A 14,292-nucleotide genomic window follows, 5' to 3' on the forward strand; every position below is an offset into this window, starting at 1 on the left:
AGGTTTAAATACGGTAACGGGCATAAATAGCAATATTGGTTTAATGGTTTAACCGCTGCCATTTAGGGAAGCATTGGTTTAATTGGTTGGGAGCAAATAAAACCGGTCGCTATTAAAAAATACTTAAAAAAAGCTTAATGATATTGTGTTATAGTTAACTTATTTCCAATCTCAATTAAAAAATATTATAAAAAAAAGCGGACGGCCATCTTACTGGTCGTCCGCTTTTAAATAGATTTACAGGTATTATCTTATTGCCACCATTTAAGCGGAAACGTTATTTTATCAACCGAGCTGGCCACCATATCTGGTTTGAAAGCATAGTGGCTCAATTGATCTTTGCTGGAAATGCCGGATAGCACAAGGATAGTTTTGTAGCCCATTTGCACGCCTCCCTGGATATCTGTTTCCATGGTATCGCCAATTACGGTTGTTTCGGCAGTTTCGAGGCCCAGGAATTTCCTAGCCGAACGCATCATCACCGGGCTTGGCTTGCCGGTTACAAATGCTTTGCGTCCGGTAGCCTCTTCAATCATGGCTGTTGTTGCTGCAATGCCTAAATTGTTCCAGCCTGGTTTTTTAGGAGAGGGGTCCCTGTTAGTAGTTATGAATTTAGCGCCGGCCAGGATCATATCAACTGCACGCTGTACCATTTCCAGCGTAAAATTGCGGCCTTCGCCTAAAACAACAAACTCAGGATCTGAATCAACAAGCGTAATGCCGTTTTCGTGTAAACTGGTTAGTAGACCGCCTTCGCCTAATACAAATGCTGTACCGTTGGGGCTTTGGTCGCCCAGAAATTTGCCGGTAGCCATGGCACTGGTATAAACATGTTTTGTTTCAACAGTTATTCCCAACCTTTTAAGCTTGCGTACTACCTCAAGGCTGGTGCGCTGGCTATTGTTGGTCATAAATGTAAAGGGAATATCATTATCAATAAGATGTTTGATGAATTTATCAGCGCCATATATCAGTTCTTCGCCGCTGTAAATTACCCCATCCATATCAATTAAAAGACCTTGTTTCATGGGTATAAAGTATTTAGTTTTTGTTAGGTGAGAGGGGTTAAGCTCCTTCAAAAAAGTCTATCAGGCCACCAAAATAGCTGTCATTCCATCCGTCAACAATGTCATTATAATCATCATCGGGAATGTTGGTATGCCTTAACTCGGCCGAAGTACCCTGTTTATCAGCATGTAATTTAATGGTTACGATAGAGTTATCGCTTTGCCCTTCAAAATACCATTGCTGTACCACTTTTTTATTAGGCTCAAACTCAATGTTTTTGCCTACAATGCTGCCATCCCACATCGAAAACTCGGTGCCGGGTTCGGTCGACATTTCGGCAACCTCGCCGGTCCATAATTCAATGGTAACAGGATTGGTAATGGCCATATAGATCTCTTCGGGAGTGGCCGGTATGCTGTAATATTTTTTATAATCTTTCACCCACGCAATTTAGCTGAAATAATTTAAACCTTTACAGGGCCAATTGGCAAAACAGTTTTTCCGTAAACCTCGTTCAATACGTTGGCAATACCGGTATAAATGGCCGAAGCACCGCAAATAATACCTTCGTAACCTGCAAGGTGTTTAATACCTGTGTTACCGGTAGCATCGCCCGCTACTAACAGGAAAAATAATATGGTTAACGATGCAAAGACAAATTGCAAAGCGCGGTTAAGCCTTAACGTACCGAAAAATAAGAGGAAAGTAAATACTCCCCAGATGCTCAGGTAGGCAATCATGGCGCCTTCAGATGGTGCAGTACCCCAGCCAAGTTTGGGCATCACCAACAGGCCAACTAATGAAAGCCAGAAAAATCCGTAGGAGGTGAATGCTGTAAGCCCAAAGGTGTTGTTCTTTTTAGCTTCGATAACACCGGCAATAACCTGTGCCAGGCCGCCGTAAAATATGCCCATGCCTAATATCATGGTGTTCATTTCAAAAAAGCCTGCGTTGTGGATGTTTAATAAAACGGTGGTCATACCGAAAGCACATAGGCCAAGCGGCGCCGGATTGGCAATACCATCCTTTACCGGAACTGGTGTAGTAGGGATCATAGTAGGTTTTAGTTTATTTGGTTTGTACCGCAAGCTAACTGATTTATAAATATTAAGCAAGTTTTTCACAACCCTTAACCTACTTTTGCGTTAAGTAAATACCTATGCAAAAATTAGTATTAATACGTCATGGCGAGAGTGTCTGGAACCAGGAAAACAGATTTACGGGCTGGGAAGATGTAGACCTTTCGGCCCAAGGGTACGACCAGGCCCATAACGCAGGGAAAATCCTCAATAAAAATGGTTATAATTTCGATGTAGGCTTCACGTCGTATTTAAAACGATCTATCAAAACGCTGCATTATATTTTGGAGGAACTAGATCATCTGTGGATCCCCGTCGAAAAATCATGGCGCTTAAACGAACGCTTTTATGGTGCCTTACAAGGACTAAATAAAGATGAAACCATTGCTCAATACGGAGAGGAGCAGGTATTAAAATGGCGCCGCGATCCTAATGAGCATCCACCTGCTGTAACCAAAGAAGACCCACGATATCCGGGACATGATTTGAGGTATAAAGACCTGACCGAGCGCGAACTTCCGTTAACAGAAAACCTGAGTGAAACCATGGACAGGGTATTGCCATTTTGGAACGAAAGAATTGTAAGGGCTATGCGCCGTAATCAAAAGGTTATTGTAGTGGCGCATGGTAATAGCCTTCGGTCACTTATAAAATACATTGATAATTTAAGCGATGAGGAGGTGACGGCCCTCGAAATCCCGACTGCTACGCCATGGGTTTATGAGCTTGATGAGGGCTTGAACAAGATCAGGCATTATTACCTTGAATAATTTGTACCCCGACTAAGTGAATACTTTGCAGGCTTTAGGCTGAATGTAAAACTTGTTTACAAGTTTCAACGGGTTTACTTAACAATAAGTTAATGAAATAGAAATGATTATGAATTAACCTTTGTGCAGGTTTGCCGTATAATTCAATATTATTAACTTATACATTAAAACCTAAAAAATCATTATGCTAAAGCTTACTAATCTACGTATGTGGGTATTGGCCGCTGCCGCAACCGGCATGCTGGCAAGCTGTCAGAAAAATGGCCAGATGCCTGCATTAAAAGATGCTGATCAAACCATCACCAACAAAACAATCAAAACATTAGCTGTATCCTTAACACAGGGTTTTGAAGTTGGCTCAACCAGTCCTAAAACTGCTTATGACGTATCGCCAACCGGCTCTTCAAGTGGTGATAATGTTACCTTATCAGGCAGTTCATGGAATATGTACGATGCGCTGATCGGCAATCTGGCTGCAGATCAAAAGGCAGGTTCATGGAGTGCCCGTGTACGTAACACCGGTAAAATCACCATGCTGTTTGATGTCACTACCGGCATCAGCACTGTTACTATCAAAAGTGCCACTTACAATGGTGACAGCGCCAGTACCTGGGGCTTGTTTTATTCAACCGATGGCGGCTCATCATGGGCTCAGTCAGGTTCGGCCATTACTACTACCGCAAGCTTAACAGTTTCAACATTTACGCTTACCCAAACCGGTAATGTACGTTTAGAGATTCGTAAACTTACCGGCGGCAGCAACCGTATCAATATCGATGATATCACCATTAATGATAACGCAGGTGGTGGTACAGGTGGTGGCGGTACTGTGCTTACAGGCAAAAAATTCCTGTTTGATGCAAGTCACCTTGAAAACGCGGGCAGTGCCGACTGGCAAATAGATGCCGATGGTACCGAGCAGGTTGCTATTTATACCGGTGGCACAACTACCGAAACCAAAGCACAGCGTATCCCTACGCCATCATATACAGGTATTACTTCGTCTACTTCTGAAACCTATTGGAAAGGCGCCCTTTCAGCATGGGCTGTAGAACTGGTAAAACGCGGCGAACTTGTTGAAACATTGCCTGTAGGTACAGCAATTACCTATGGTGGTGGCGGTGCCCAGGATTTGAGCAACTACGACGTATTTGTTGTTTGCGAACCAAACCGTTTGTTTACTGCTGCCGAAAAAACTGCCCTGATGAACTTTGTGGCTAACGGTGGTGGTTTATTCATGATAGCTGATCACACCGCGGCAACAACTGCCGGTACCGATGCAAATGGTTACAATCCATCTGATCGTGACGGCGATGGCTATGATTCACCAAGGGTTTGGAATGATTTGATGACCAACAATGGTATCAACAACAACAATCCTTTCGGCTTTAACATTAATTATGTTGATATCAATGAAAGCCCATCAACCAACGTTTACACCGGCTCAAATGCCGATGCTCAAAAAGTATTGAACGGTGCAGCCGGTGCGGCTTCAAAAATGGCATTCTATGATGGCTCAACTGCAACCTTATACCCAGCCAACAATTCAAGCGTACAGGGGTTGTTCTGGCGTAACAGCGCTACCAACGGCGGCACAGCCAATGCTATGGCATTATTGGCGACCTATGGCAGCGGTCGTGTGGTTTGGATCGGTGACAGCTCAGATGCTGACGACGGTACAGGTGATACCGGCGACAATTTATTTAATGGCTGGTCTGGCGATGCTCCGTCAGGATATACTTCTCACTCAGCATTTCATTTAAATGCTTCATTGTGGCTTGCTAAAGCTCAATAAGTATCATAAGCTTTTATCCTTAAGGGTAAGTTTCAATTGTTAGTTTAAGTCCTGTTGCCGGTGGCAGCAGGACTTTTTTATTTCCCTGCTTCAAACAAGTCGGTTGCTTTTGCAGTTGTAATAATAAAATGGCTGATGAGGCCAACTACTGTTTACCTATACAAAAAACATCACCATGAAAAATTATGAAACCTTAGTGGATGCCACTAATGACCTCCTGAAAAGGGGATATACAGCCAACCTTAGTCTGGATGGCGATACCATTGACGATAAGGAAAAAGATATCCATATGACTGCCGATGATTTTGAGATTGATGAGTTTTACCGCTTTGAGGGTGCCAGCAATCCATCGGATATGTCGATTGTATACGCCGTATCATCATCAAAATATAACTTAAAAGGCGTGCTGGTAAATGCTTACGGCACCTATGCCGATGACAGTTCATCGGCCGTGGCGGCAAAATTGCACCATGGGCAGGTGAGCCACAACCTGCATGGCGAAGACAGGCCTACTGCGTAAGTCGGCAGTCTTAAGTCGAAAATCTTAAGTTAAAAGTCGGCGACAAATATTTCTGTAGGGACAGCGGGATATTGGTTGTCGGCTTTTGGCTTTTTAAAGTCTCCCCTTTAGGGGAGATTTAGAGGGGTTTAACTCCTTCATCATTTTCCTCCCTGCCGATTGAATTGCTGGCGTACCATTGCGCATCAAAAATTCCAGTTGTGCCGGCAGTTCTTCGGCTATCCATGGATAACGAGATCTTAAATTGAGTAAGGCCCAGCCTGCAAATACTTTCACTGCAATTTTTACCTTGGGATCTATCATCCAGTCAAAAAGCTGCTCAACCACAGGTTCAAGATCAAGGCTGTTCAGTTTTTGTTTTACCGGCGATTGTTCCTTTTCGTCGGTAGCGTGCATCAGTATTTTCGTGTAATGCCTTTGACATCCCGGGTTAGTGACCTGTGGTAACCGTGCAATCAGGTATTCAAGATTATTGGTAAAAACCTCAGGATCTTTTAAAAACATATTCTCCAATAGCCAGGCTGCACGAAAGCCGAGGGGCTTATCGGCATGAAAGGTAATGTCGATCAAATCGCGCAAATCAAACTGCTGTTCGGTCAAAATACGACTTAGTTCAAGCACTTTGAGTTTGCCTATGGTATTCGCTATTTTTTGGGTAAGTTCGTCGCGGGTCATTGGTAGCCTAAAAGTAAAAAAATACCGGTGCCTAACCTAAAACACTTGTTCATTTTTGGCATGCACTTTCAATGTCATCAAAAGTTATACATTTGCTATCCGTATTAAAAAACTTAATATATACATGGTTAAATTCAACCGATTCACACTTGACAATGGCCTCAGGGTTATTGTGCATGAAGATAATACCACACCTATGGCCGTGCTCAATATTTTATATGATGTTGGTGCACGCGATGAAGATCCCGAACAAACCGGTTTTGCTCATTTGTTTGAACACCTGATGTTTGGCGGCTCTGTAAATATTCCTGTTTATGACGAACCCCTGCAGAGAGTAGGAGGCGAAAACAATGCCTTTACCAGCAACGATATTACTAACTATTACATCACCTTACCATCGGCTAACCTGGAAACCGCCTTTTGGCTGGAGAGTGACCGGATGTTAAGCCTTGCGTTCAGCGAAAAAAGCCTTGAGGTACAGCGCAACGTAGTTATAGAAGAGTTTAAACAACGCTACCTGAACCAGCCATATGGCGATGTTTGGCTAAAGCTTCGTCCGCTGGTTTATAAAACGCACCCATATCGCTGGGCAACCATCGGCAAAACCATCAAACATATTGAAGATGCCAGGATTGAGGATGTAAAAGCGTTCTTCAAAAAACATTATAACCCGCAAAATGCCATTATGGTAGTAGGGGGGAACGTAACGACAGAACAGGTAAAAGAGCTTTCTGAAAAATGGTTTAGCCCGATACCTGCCGGCGAAAAGTATCACCGCAACCTGCCGCAGGAGCCGGAACAACAGGAAGCCCGCCGTGAAACGGTGACTGCAAAGGTGCCGCTTAATGATGTGTATATCGCTTTTCAGATGGGAGCCCGTACAGACGAAGATTATTATGCCGTTGAATTGCTTTCTGATATCCTTTCGAGAGGTAATTCATCACGGTTGTACAAATCGCTGATTAAGGAAAAACAGATCTTTAGTGAAGTACATGCCTATATCACAGGTAGTTTGGATAAAGGCATGTTTGTGTTGGAGGGCAAGCCGCTTGAGGGTATCAGTATTGAGCAGGCAGAAGCGGCGTTATGGGATGAGCTGGAGAAAATAAAAACAGAAGAGATTCCGGCAGATGAGCTTACCAAAGTTCAGAACAAAACCGAATCGACAATGATATTTTCAGAAATGTCATTATTGGATAAGGCAATGAACCTGGCCTCGTTCGAGTTGCTTGGCGATGCAGACCTCATCAACCATGAAACAGCTAAATACATTGCTGTAACTGCTGAACAAGTGAAAGCCCAGGCCAGTAAACTGTTCAGAAAAGATAATTCATCAACGCTTATTTATTTAGCAGAGAAGTAAATCGTCTGAATCAGAATTTACAGAATTTAAGAATTAGCTGAATTTGAAATTACATTCTGCGAATTAAAAAAAATCTGTAAATTCTGATTCAGATTAACAATATTCATATGATCAACAGACAATTAGCTCCCGAGTTTAGGGCTATCGATAATATAAGCCTTATCAGGCCGGAGCATCAACAGCTTGGTAATGGCGCCAACGTTTTTAGTTTTAACTCCGGCGATCAGGAACTGGTACGTATTGAGTGGATCTTCGGCAACCTTAGCTTTGATCCGGCAAAGCCATTGCTTAACATGGCTGTAAATTCCATGCTTACCGATGGCACCACAACTTTAACAGCTGCCCAAATAGCCGATAAAATTGATTTTTACGGTGCTTTTTTACAGGTAGACTATGGGTATGAAAACTCGCAGGTTACGCTTTATACCCTGAACAAACACCTGCAGCACACTTTACCGGTTATTGCAGATATACTCCAAAACTCCATCTTCCCCGAAAAGGAGCTGGAAACCTTTAAGCGTAATCAGCGGCAAAAACTCCAGGTTAGTCTTCAAAAAAATGATGTAGTGGCGCGCCGCGCGTTTAACAGGGCTGTTTATGGCGCTACTATTTTTGGTTATGCATCAGAAATGGCCGATTATCAGACCCTTCAGCATGATGATATGCTGGCCCATTACAAAAAAATGTACCAGCCTTCTAATTGTACCATCATTGTAGCCGGTAAAGTTGAGCCCGAAACGCTGACGCTGTTGGCAGAAACATTTGACAAAAACTGGACGAGCACAGCGGCCCCGGCAATTACAAGCCAACCGGATATTAAGGCAGCTACCGATCTTTTTTATTTTACAGAGAAACCGGAGGCATTGCAGTCGGCAATCAGGATAGGTACGCCTATCATCAACCGTTCACATGCCGATTTTCAATCATTACAGGTTTTAAACACGGTATTTGGCGGCTATTTTGGATCGCGGTTAATGGCCAATATCCGTGAAGATAAGGGGTACACGTATGGTATAGGTTCCGGACTGGCCTCATTTAAACAAGTCGGTTCATTTTTTATAGCAACTGAAGTTGGGGCAGATGTTTGTAAGCTGGCGGTTGCTGAAATTGAAAAGGAAATAAATGTTTTAAAAACTGAATTAGTGCCCGAAGAGGAGCTATCCCTGGTACGTAACTACATGCTTGGATCATTACTTGGTAGTTTGGAAAATGTGTTTTCACATGCCGATAAATTCAAAACCATCTATTTTGCAGGTTTGGATTATGATTATTACGACAGGTACACCGCAACTGTAAAAAATATCACTTCAGATAAGCTGATCCAACTGGCTAATACCTATTTCAACTTCGATCAGTTTTATAAAGTGATTGTAGGGAAATATTAATTTAATTTCGGATTTGGGAATTTCGATTTCGGATTTGTTTTTATTTTGGATTTGAGATGTTCGCTTCGTACCCTCGGAGACTGGATATCCCAAATCTAAATTATTAAATGTCTAATTATAAAATCCGAAATCGAACATCCGAAATCTCAAATCCCGAATTATCATCCCAAGGCAATTTTAAATAAATCCGAAATCGAAATTCCGAAATCCGAAATATTTTATTACCTTTGCCCGGCAAATAATAACTCCAAAATAATTATTTGCTATGCAGTTAGACCCATCAAAATTTGTTGCCGAAGGATTAACTTACGACGACGTTTTACTACTCCCGGCTTATTCAGAAGTGTTACCACGCGAAGTGAATACCGGAACTTACTTAACTAAAAGCATCCGGTTAAACATTCCCATCATCTCGGCCGCCATGGATACCGTTACCGAGGCTGATTTGGCTATTGCCATTGCTCAGGCCGGTGGCATAGGCATGCTACACAAAAACATGACTATACAGGCACAAGCTGATGAGGTACGCAAGGTTAAACGCTCAGAGAGCGGCATGATCCAGGATCCTGTTACTTTGCGCGAAGATGCTTTACTGGCAGATGCTTTTCAACTGATGAAAGAATTTAGCATTGGCGGTATCCCGGTTATTGATGCAGACCAGAACCTGAAAGGTATCATCACCAACCGCGATCTTCGTTTCCAAAAGGACATGAGCGTTCCCGTAAGTGAAGTAATGACCAAAACAAACCTGATCACTGCGCCGGAAGGAACTACCCTAACCGATGCTGCTAATATTTTGCAAAGTAATAAAATTGAGAAACTACCGGTTGTTAATAAAGATGGGAAGCTGGTAGGCCTGATCACATATAAAGACATTCAGAAAGTTAAAAACTTCCCTAACGCCTGTAAAGACGAATACGGCCGCTTACGTGTAGGTGCTGCTGTTGGTGTTGCTGCAGATAATATCGACCGCGTAACTGCCCTGGTTAATGCAGGTGTTGACGTAATTACGGTTGATACAGCTCACGGCCATTCAAAAGGAGTTATTGATATGGTTAAGGCGGTTAAGAAACTCTATCCTAACCTGCAGGTAATTGCCGGTAACATTGCAACGGGAGATGCTGCTATTGCACTTGCCGATGCAGGAGCTGATGCTGTTAAAGTAGGTATTGGCCCGGGCTCAATTTGTACAACCCGTATCATTGCCGGTGTAGGGGTGCCTCAATTATACGCGGTATACGAGTGTGCCAAAGCGCTTGAAGGCCGTGGTGTACCTGTAATTGCCGATGGTGGTATCAAACAAACCGGTGACATTGTTAAAGCTATTGCTGCCGGTGCAAGCTCTATTATGGCTGGTTCATTATTTGCAGGTGTTGAAGAATCGCCAGGTGAAACTATTATATACGAAGGCCGTAAATTTAAATCGTACCGTGGTATGGGCTCGGTTGAGGCTATGGCTAAGGGCTCAAAAGATCGTTATTTCCAGGATGAAACAGATGTGGTTACCAAACTGGTACCTGAAGGTATTGTTGGTCGCGTGCCGTTTAAAGGCAGCATGGCCGAAGTTATTTTCCAGTACATTGGTGGTTTACGTGCCGGGATGCACTACTGTGGTGCCGCCAATATCGAAGATTTACAACGTGCTAAATTTGTACGCATCACCGCTGCCGGTATGCGCGAAAGCCATCCGCACGATATTACTATCACTAAAGAAGCGCCTAACTATACAAGCAGGTAATTCTTAACATAAACTGCATAAAATAAAGCGTCTGAAAGATATTATCTTTCAGACGCTTTTGTTTTTAACGGCCTTATTGGCCGGTCACGGATGATGACTTTGAAATTAAGCCGTTGGCGGTGATGATCTTTAATGCCTGGTCATAATTGAAACCTACTTTAACCAGCGCATCAAAATAGTCTTTATTTAGTTTAGCTATTTCGGCTATTTTGCCAGGCTGCTTAAAATATGCAAGCTGGGCATCGAGCACTGATTTCGCCATCGATGCGTACATCGGCCCCATAGAGCTCATGGCATTTTGCATATCATTGGAAGGGCCTCCATAAAATAGACCTGTGGAAGCAGCCGTATCTGCGGCAACCGGCGGAGGCGGAAGTAATACTACATCTGTTATCTTGACATGCTTGCTTGTGTTAGCTTGTTCCGTTAAACTCACATTATAAAAATTAAAGTAACTGATTCCGGATTTGTGTAAGCCTGCATGTTCAATAATGTCAATTGATTTTGCGGCAGCAGGTATTTTTTTAAAATAAACTTTAAATTCAAGCTTATCGCCGACCTTTTTTAAGATGTCTTTATTGGGCACTATGGCTATATTTTCCGACTTAACATAGTCATAATGCGCGTTGCTTAAATCAGTTTGAATAAAGATCTCTTTATTGAGCTGCACCCATGCATTATCCTGGTAGGCGTAGTTTTCAAAAGTTACAATAGTATACTGACTATTGGTTTCAATTTTTTTGATGATTGTTGACTGATCATCTTTTTGCTCTACATTAGGAGTAGTGATGTTTTGTGCGAATGCCTGCGCCGCAACAATAAAAAAAGTGATAATGGTTAAAATAGGTTTTTTCATGTGATAATTTTTTCTAAATATATCAATATTGAAGTAATGCAATCAACACATAACAAAACCTTAATAGGCTAACGAACAAATTTTACTATCATTGAGCATGAAATCTATTTGTGTATTCTGCGGTGCTAATTTCAACGGCGATCCTGTATTGAAACAAGCCATTGAACTATTGGCAGAGGTTATGGTAAGCCGTAATATCACCCTCGTGTTTGGCGGCGGTAAAGTTGGCGTTATGGGCTTAATGGCCGATGCGGTGTTAAGCCGGGGTGGTAAAGCTATCGGTATAATTCCGCAGTTTTTGATGGATAAGGAAGTTGGACATACTGGTTTAACGGAGTTGCACATCGTAGAAAATATGCACCAGCGTAAGCAAATGATGAATGACCTTAGTGAGGGCATCATTACGCTTCCGGGAGGCTGGGGTACTCTTGAGGAGTTTTTTGAGGTTTTAACCTGGCTACAATTGGGTTTACACAATCATCCTATTGGTTTATTAAACGTGAACGGCTTTTATGATCTGTTGCTTAAACAAATGGATGTAATGGTTGAACAACGTTTCCTGAAACCAACCAACCGCGAACTCATCCTTACCTCCGGCGATCCGATAGAATTGGTGAACCTGATGGATAATTTCAACGCCAAACCAGACGAAGTATGGTTTAAAGACAGAAACCTTACGTAAGTGTTATCCAGTGGGGCTCTTTTCTATTCGAAACCATTTTTTATAGTTATTGAAGCTCCTGGCTTAAAATCAAGGTTTAAGAAACCCGGTTCAGATTGATTTATAGTTACATTTTTCCGTGCGCTGGTGAACCATGTTTTAAAAGGGAGTTTCAATTTGGTTTTACTCCCTTTTTCGGAAACTATCTTTACTTCTGAAACCTGACCTTCTGATTTCTTAACACTTACCAGGAAAGCACCCTCGGTACGTAAATTATCAAATGCCACGTCTTTCCAGGCAGCCGGTATTGCCGGTAACACCTCGATAAATCCTGCATAGCTTTGTATAAGCATTTCCTGTAAGCCAGACGCAAAGGCGAAGTTGCCCTCAAGCGTAAAAGGGCGGTACTGAAATTTTGAATATCCGGATTTGGTTTGATCGCCGTTAAGGTGAAAACTATTTACAGAACAAAATGCTTTGGCAAAAATAGTAAGGTCTTTTGCCGCTCTTTCACCGTCTTTAGCCCTTGCCTTCATATTTGCAAGCCAGGAGTAAGAATAACCACACCAATAGGCCGGACCAACACTATCAAGCAGGTGAATAGAGTTTTTAATGATAGATTGTGCCCTGGGCCCGTCTTCCCATTTAATGAGCCCCAAAGGATGGATGCTCATCATGTTAGAAAAATGACGGTGCGATTGACTATAAGGCATCCCCGGCGCAAACATTAACTCATTTGCAGCAGTGAGGGCAAAGTCATTATATTGTGATGATATCTTTTTCCAGTGCGATGCTTCTGTTTTAAGGCCAAGTTCATTAGCCATTTCGGCTGCGGCCTTGAAAATAAATTTCATAAGCGACAGGTCATAATTGGTGTTTTGATGAAACCAGGCCGAGATATCATTATCATTAATTTCGGGGCTTGAGCTAATTGGCAACTTACGGTGCCCGGTGTTATCCAATACCGTTATATTTTCAACAAATGTAGCTGCGTCCTTAACCCATGGGTAAGCCCTTTGCCGCAGAAAACTCCTGTCCATACTATATCGCCATTGCAGGTAGTAATGCTGGCCCAACCACGCAGATACTGTAGGCGATAGCGAATATTGGATCCAGCCGCCCATTTCGGTACCGTCGAGGGTAGTAACGCCAGGTACTGCCAGACCGGTTTTGCCAAAATACATTTTGGTGTACCGTTTGTAATTGGCTTTGTTTTGATCAAGGTGATCAAGATATGCCATGCTTTCATTTAAATGGTTGGCGCTGTAACCTGGCCAATAACTCAATTGCGTATTTAGGTCATGATGAAAATCGCCTTTCCATGGCGGCAGGCGGCCATTATCGGCAGTCCACACGGCCTGAAGCGAGATAGGAGGTGCCCCCGGCCTTGAAGCGGCGCCAAATTTATATTGTTCTAAATACCATTGCTTTTCAAGCAAAGCATCGGGGATGTGAATGGCCGATTTGCTCCAGAAGTTTTTCCACCAGGCACTATGCGATGTGTAATCTTTATCATATCCTCTAACCAACGCTTTCTCATTAGTGACAGCGGCAATAACGTTCCTTTTCTGATCCGGATATTGGGAAGAAATGCTCCAAACACCTTCAACGGTATGTAAACCCTTTTTATGCCAGCTTACATTAATTTGATAAGAAAAGCCATTCCAGCCTTTTTGTATGTAGGTGATATTATCCCCCTGCCTTGTAATGGTTCCCTGAGGATAGCCTAGTCTTGAAAGGTCATCGCCACCAACCGGGTCGCCGGATACTTTTACGGCCCCCTGGTATCTTGGGGCAATTATTTGCGGTATAATATCAGTATTAACATTCTCAAACCGGAACCAGCCGACCGGGGCCTTGGCATGTACAAATGTTTTAAGTATGGTGCCGTTTGCCCATTCTACACGGCAAAGCGCGTCTGCCAGATGTAAATTAACGGATAGTACCTTTCCCCACCCAAATGTATTGAACTCCAGTGCACCTCCGGGAATTTTTGACGGAGCAGGTTCATTATCATAAGGTTCGTCAAAATACTTTTGTACCGGGGTATAGTCTTTTTTATTAACGTGGTCAACAACCCATTGGTAGTTAAATTCCGGCCGGTGCAAGCCTTTCATGGGGCGCAAGTCCCAGATATCTGCCCTATCAAGCGAAAAGCGTAAATGATCCGACTTTTGCCATATCAGCGCACCTATCATGCCATTACCCAGCGGTACAGCTTCATCCCAACGTTTGGCAAGTGTGTCAAAATGCATATCGTGCTTAGCTGTCTGCGCAAATACACCGGCAGTAAGCAATATATAATAAACGAGTAATGCGTATTTTTTCATAACCTGTTCAGCGTATCAATAAAAGGGTTCATCTAAAATAAATTATTGGGTGCGCAAAACGATATAAATAACAACGCAAACGTTTGTTATCGCTTGATTTAATAATTACTTC

At 42.7% G+C, this 14,292-nt stretch carries 13 protein-coding genes; 7 read left to right on the forward strand and 6 right to left on the reverse strand.

All coding sequences use genetic code 11. The features are described 5' to 3' along the window. Positions 1-251: 251 nt before the first annotated feature. Genes AC59JO_RS07405 through AC59JO_RS07415 form a run of 3 tightly spaced genes read right to left on the reverse strand, consistent with a single transcriptional unit; the run spans position 252 to position 2,063 of the window. Positions 252-1,028 (reverse strand): HAD-IIA family hydrolase, encoded by a 777-nt coding sequence (locus AC59JO_RS07405; protein WP_413668063.1) that lies wholly within the window; start codon positions 1,026-1,028, stop codon positions 252-254. A gap of 37 nt (positions 1,029-1,065) precedes the next feature. Next, positions 1,066-1,449 carry an SRPBCC domain-containing protein gene (locus AC59JO_RS07410; protein ID WP_121225310.1) on the reverse strand — a complete coding sequence of 128 codons (384 nt, stop codon included), beginning with the start codon at positions 1,447-1,449 and terminating at the stop codon, positions 1,066-1,068. Positions 1,450-1,472: 23 nt separating this feature from the next. Next, positions 1,473-2,063, reverse strand: coding sequence for an acetate uptake transporter (locus AC59JO_RS07415; RefSeq protein ID WP_413668064.1), 591 nt, complete (start codon positions 2,061-2,063; stop codon positions 1,473-1,475). A 104-nt stretch (positions 2,064-2,167) separates the two neighbouring features. Here AC59JO_RS07415 and gpmA point away from each other — a divergent pair, with 104 nt between their 5' ends. The 3 genes from gpmA (at position 2,168) to AC59JO_RS07430 (ending at position 5,172) form a co-directional block, all read left to right on the forward strand. After that, complete coding sequence (gpmA, locus tag AC59JO_RS07420) at positions 2,168-2,857, forward strand: 2,3-diphosphoglycerate-dependent phosphoglycerate mutase (protein WP_413668065.1); 690 nt, start codon at positions 2,168-2,170, stop codon at positions 2,855-2,857. 184 nt (positions 2,858-3,041) lie between these two features. After that, the gene (locus tag AC59JO_RS07425; RefSeq protein WP_413668066.1) at positions 3,042-4,652 is read left to right on the forward strand and encodes a hypothetical protein; all 1,611 of its coding nucleotides are present in this window, start codon (positions 3,042-3,044) and stop codon (positions 4,650-4,652) included. A gap of 175 nt (positions 4,653-4,827) precedes the next feature. Then, positions 4,828-5,172 (forward strand): phosphoribosylpyrophosphate synthetase, encoded by a 345-nt coding sequence (locus AC59JO_RS07430; protein WP_110583138.1) that lies wholly within the window; start codon positions 4,828-4,830, stop codon positions 5,170-5,172. 93 nt (positions 5,173-5,265) lie between these two features. Here AC59JO_RS07430 and AC59JO_RS07435 read toward each other — a convergent pair whose 3' ends face one another. Further along, positions 5,266-5,847 (reverse strand): HEAT-like fold family protein, encoded by a 582-nt coding sequence (locus AC59JO_RS07435; RefSeq protein ID WP_497304444.1) that lies wholly within the window; start codon positions 5,845-5,847, stop codon positions 5,266-5,268. Positions 5,848-5,971: 124 nt separating this feature from the next. Between AC59JO_RS07435 and AC59JO_RS07440 the strand changes: the two genes are divergently transcribed. From AC59JO_RS07440 to guaB, 3 genes are all read left to right on the forward strand, one after another. Beyond that, positions 5,972-7,210: a M16 family metallopeptidase gene (locus tag AC59JO_RS07440; RefSeq protein WP_413668068.1), complete on the forward strand. Its 1,239-nt coding sequence runs from the start codon at positions 5,972-5,974 to the stop codon at positions 7,208-7,210. A gap of 107 nt (positions 7,211-7,317) precedes the next feature. Beyond that, positions 7,318-8,595: a M16 family metallopeptidase gene (locus AC59JO_RS07445; protein ID WP_497304446.1), complete on the forward strand. Its 1,278-nt coding sequence runs from the start codon at positions 7,318-7,320 to the stop codon at positions 8,593-8,595. Positions 8,596-8,860: 265 nt separating this feature from the next. After that, positions 8,861-10,333, forward strand: coding sequence for an IMP dehydrogenase (gene guaB, locus AC59JO_RS07450; protein WP_091206658.1), 1,473 nt, complete (start codon positions 8,861-8,863; stop codon positions 10,331-10,333). 73 nt (positions 10,334-10,406) lie between these two features. On the opposite strand, the gene AC59JO_RS07455 is transcribed toward guaB, so the two are convergent. Continuing rightward, on the reverse strand, positions 10,407-11,189 hold the full coding sequence (locus AC59JO_RS07455; RefSeq protein ID WP_497304448.1) for a hypothetical protein: 783 nt from the start codon (positions 11,187-11,189) through the stop codon (positions 10,407-10,409). 97 nt (positions 11,190-11,286) lie between these two features. Here AC59JO_RS07455 and AC59JO_RS07460 point away from each other — a divergent pair, with 97 nt between their 5' ends. Then, positions 11,287-11,871, forward strand: a complete 585-nt coding sequence (locus AC59JO_RS07460) for an LOG family protein (RefSeq protein ID WP_413668071.1) — start codon at positions 11,287-11,289, stop codon at positions 11,869-11,871. Positions 11,872-11,894: 23 nt separating this feature from the next. On the opposite strand, the gene AC59JO_RS07465 is transcribed toward AC59JO_RS07460, so the two are convergent. Next, positions 11,895-14,180: a glycosyl hydrolase family 95 catalytic domain-containing protein gene (locus AC59JO_RS07465; RefSeq protein ID WP_497304450.1), complete on the reverse strand. Its 2,286-nt coding sequence runs from the start codon at positions 14,178-14,180 to the stop codon at positions 11,895-11,897. Positions 14,181-14,292 lie beyond the last annotated feature (112 nt).

The sequence above is a fragment of the Mucilaginibacter sp. A5337 genome (assembly GCF_059690695.1).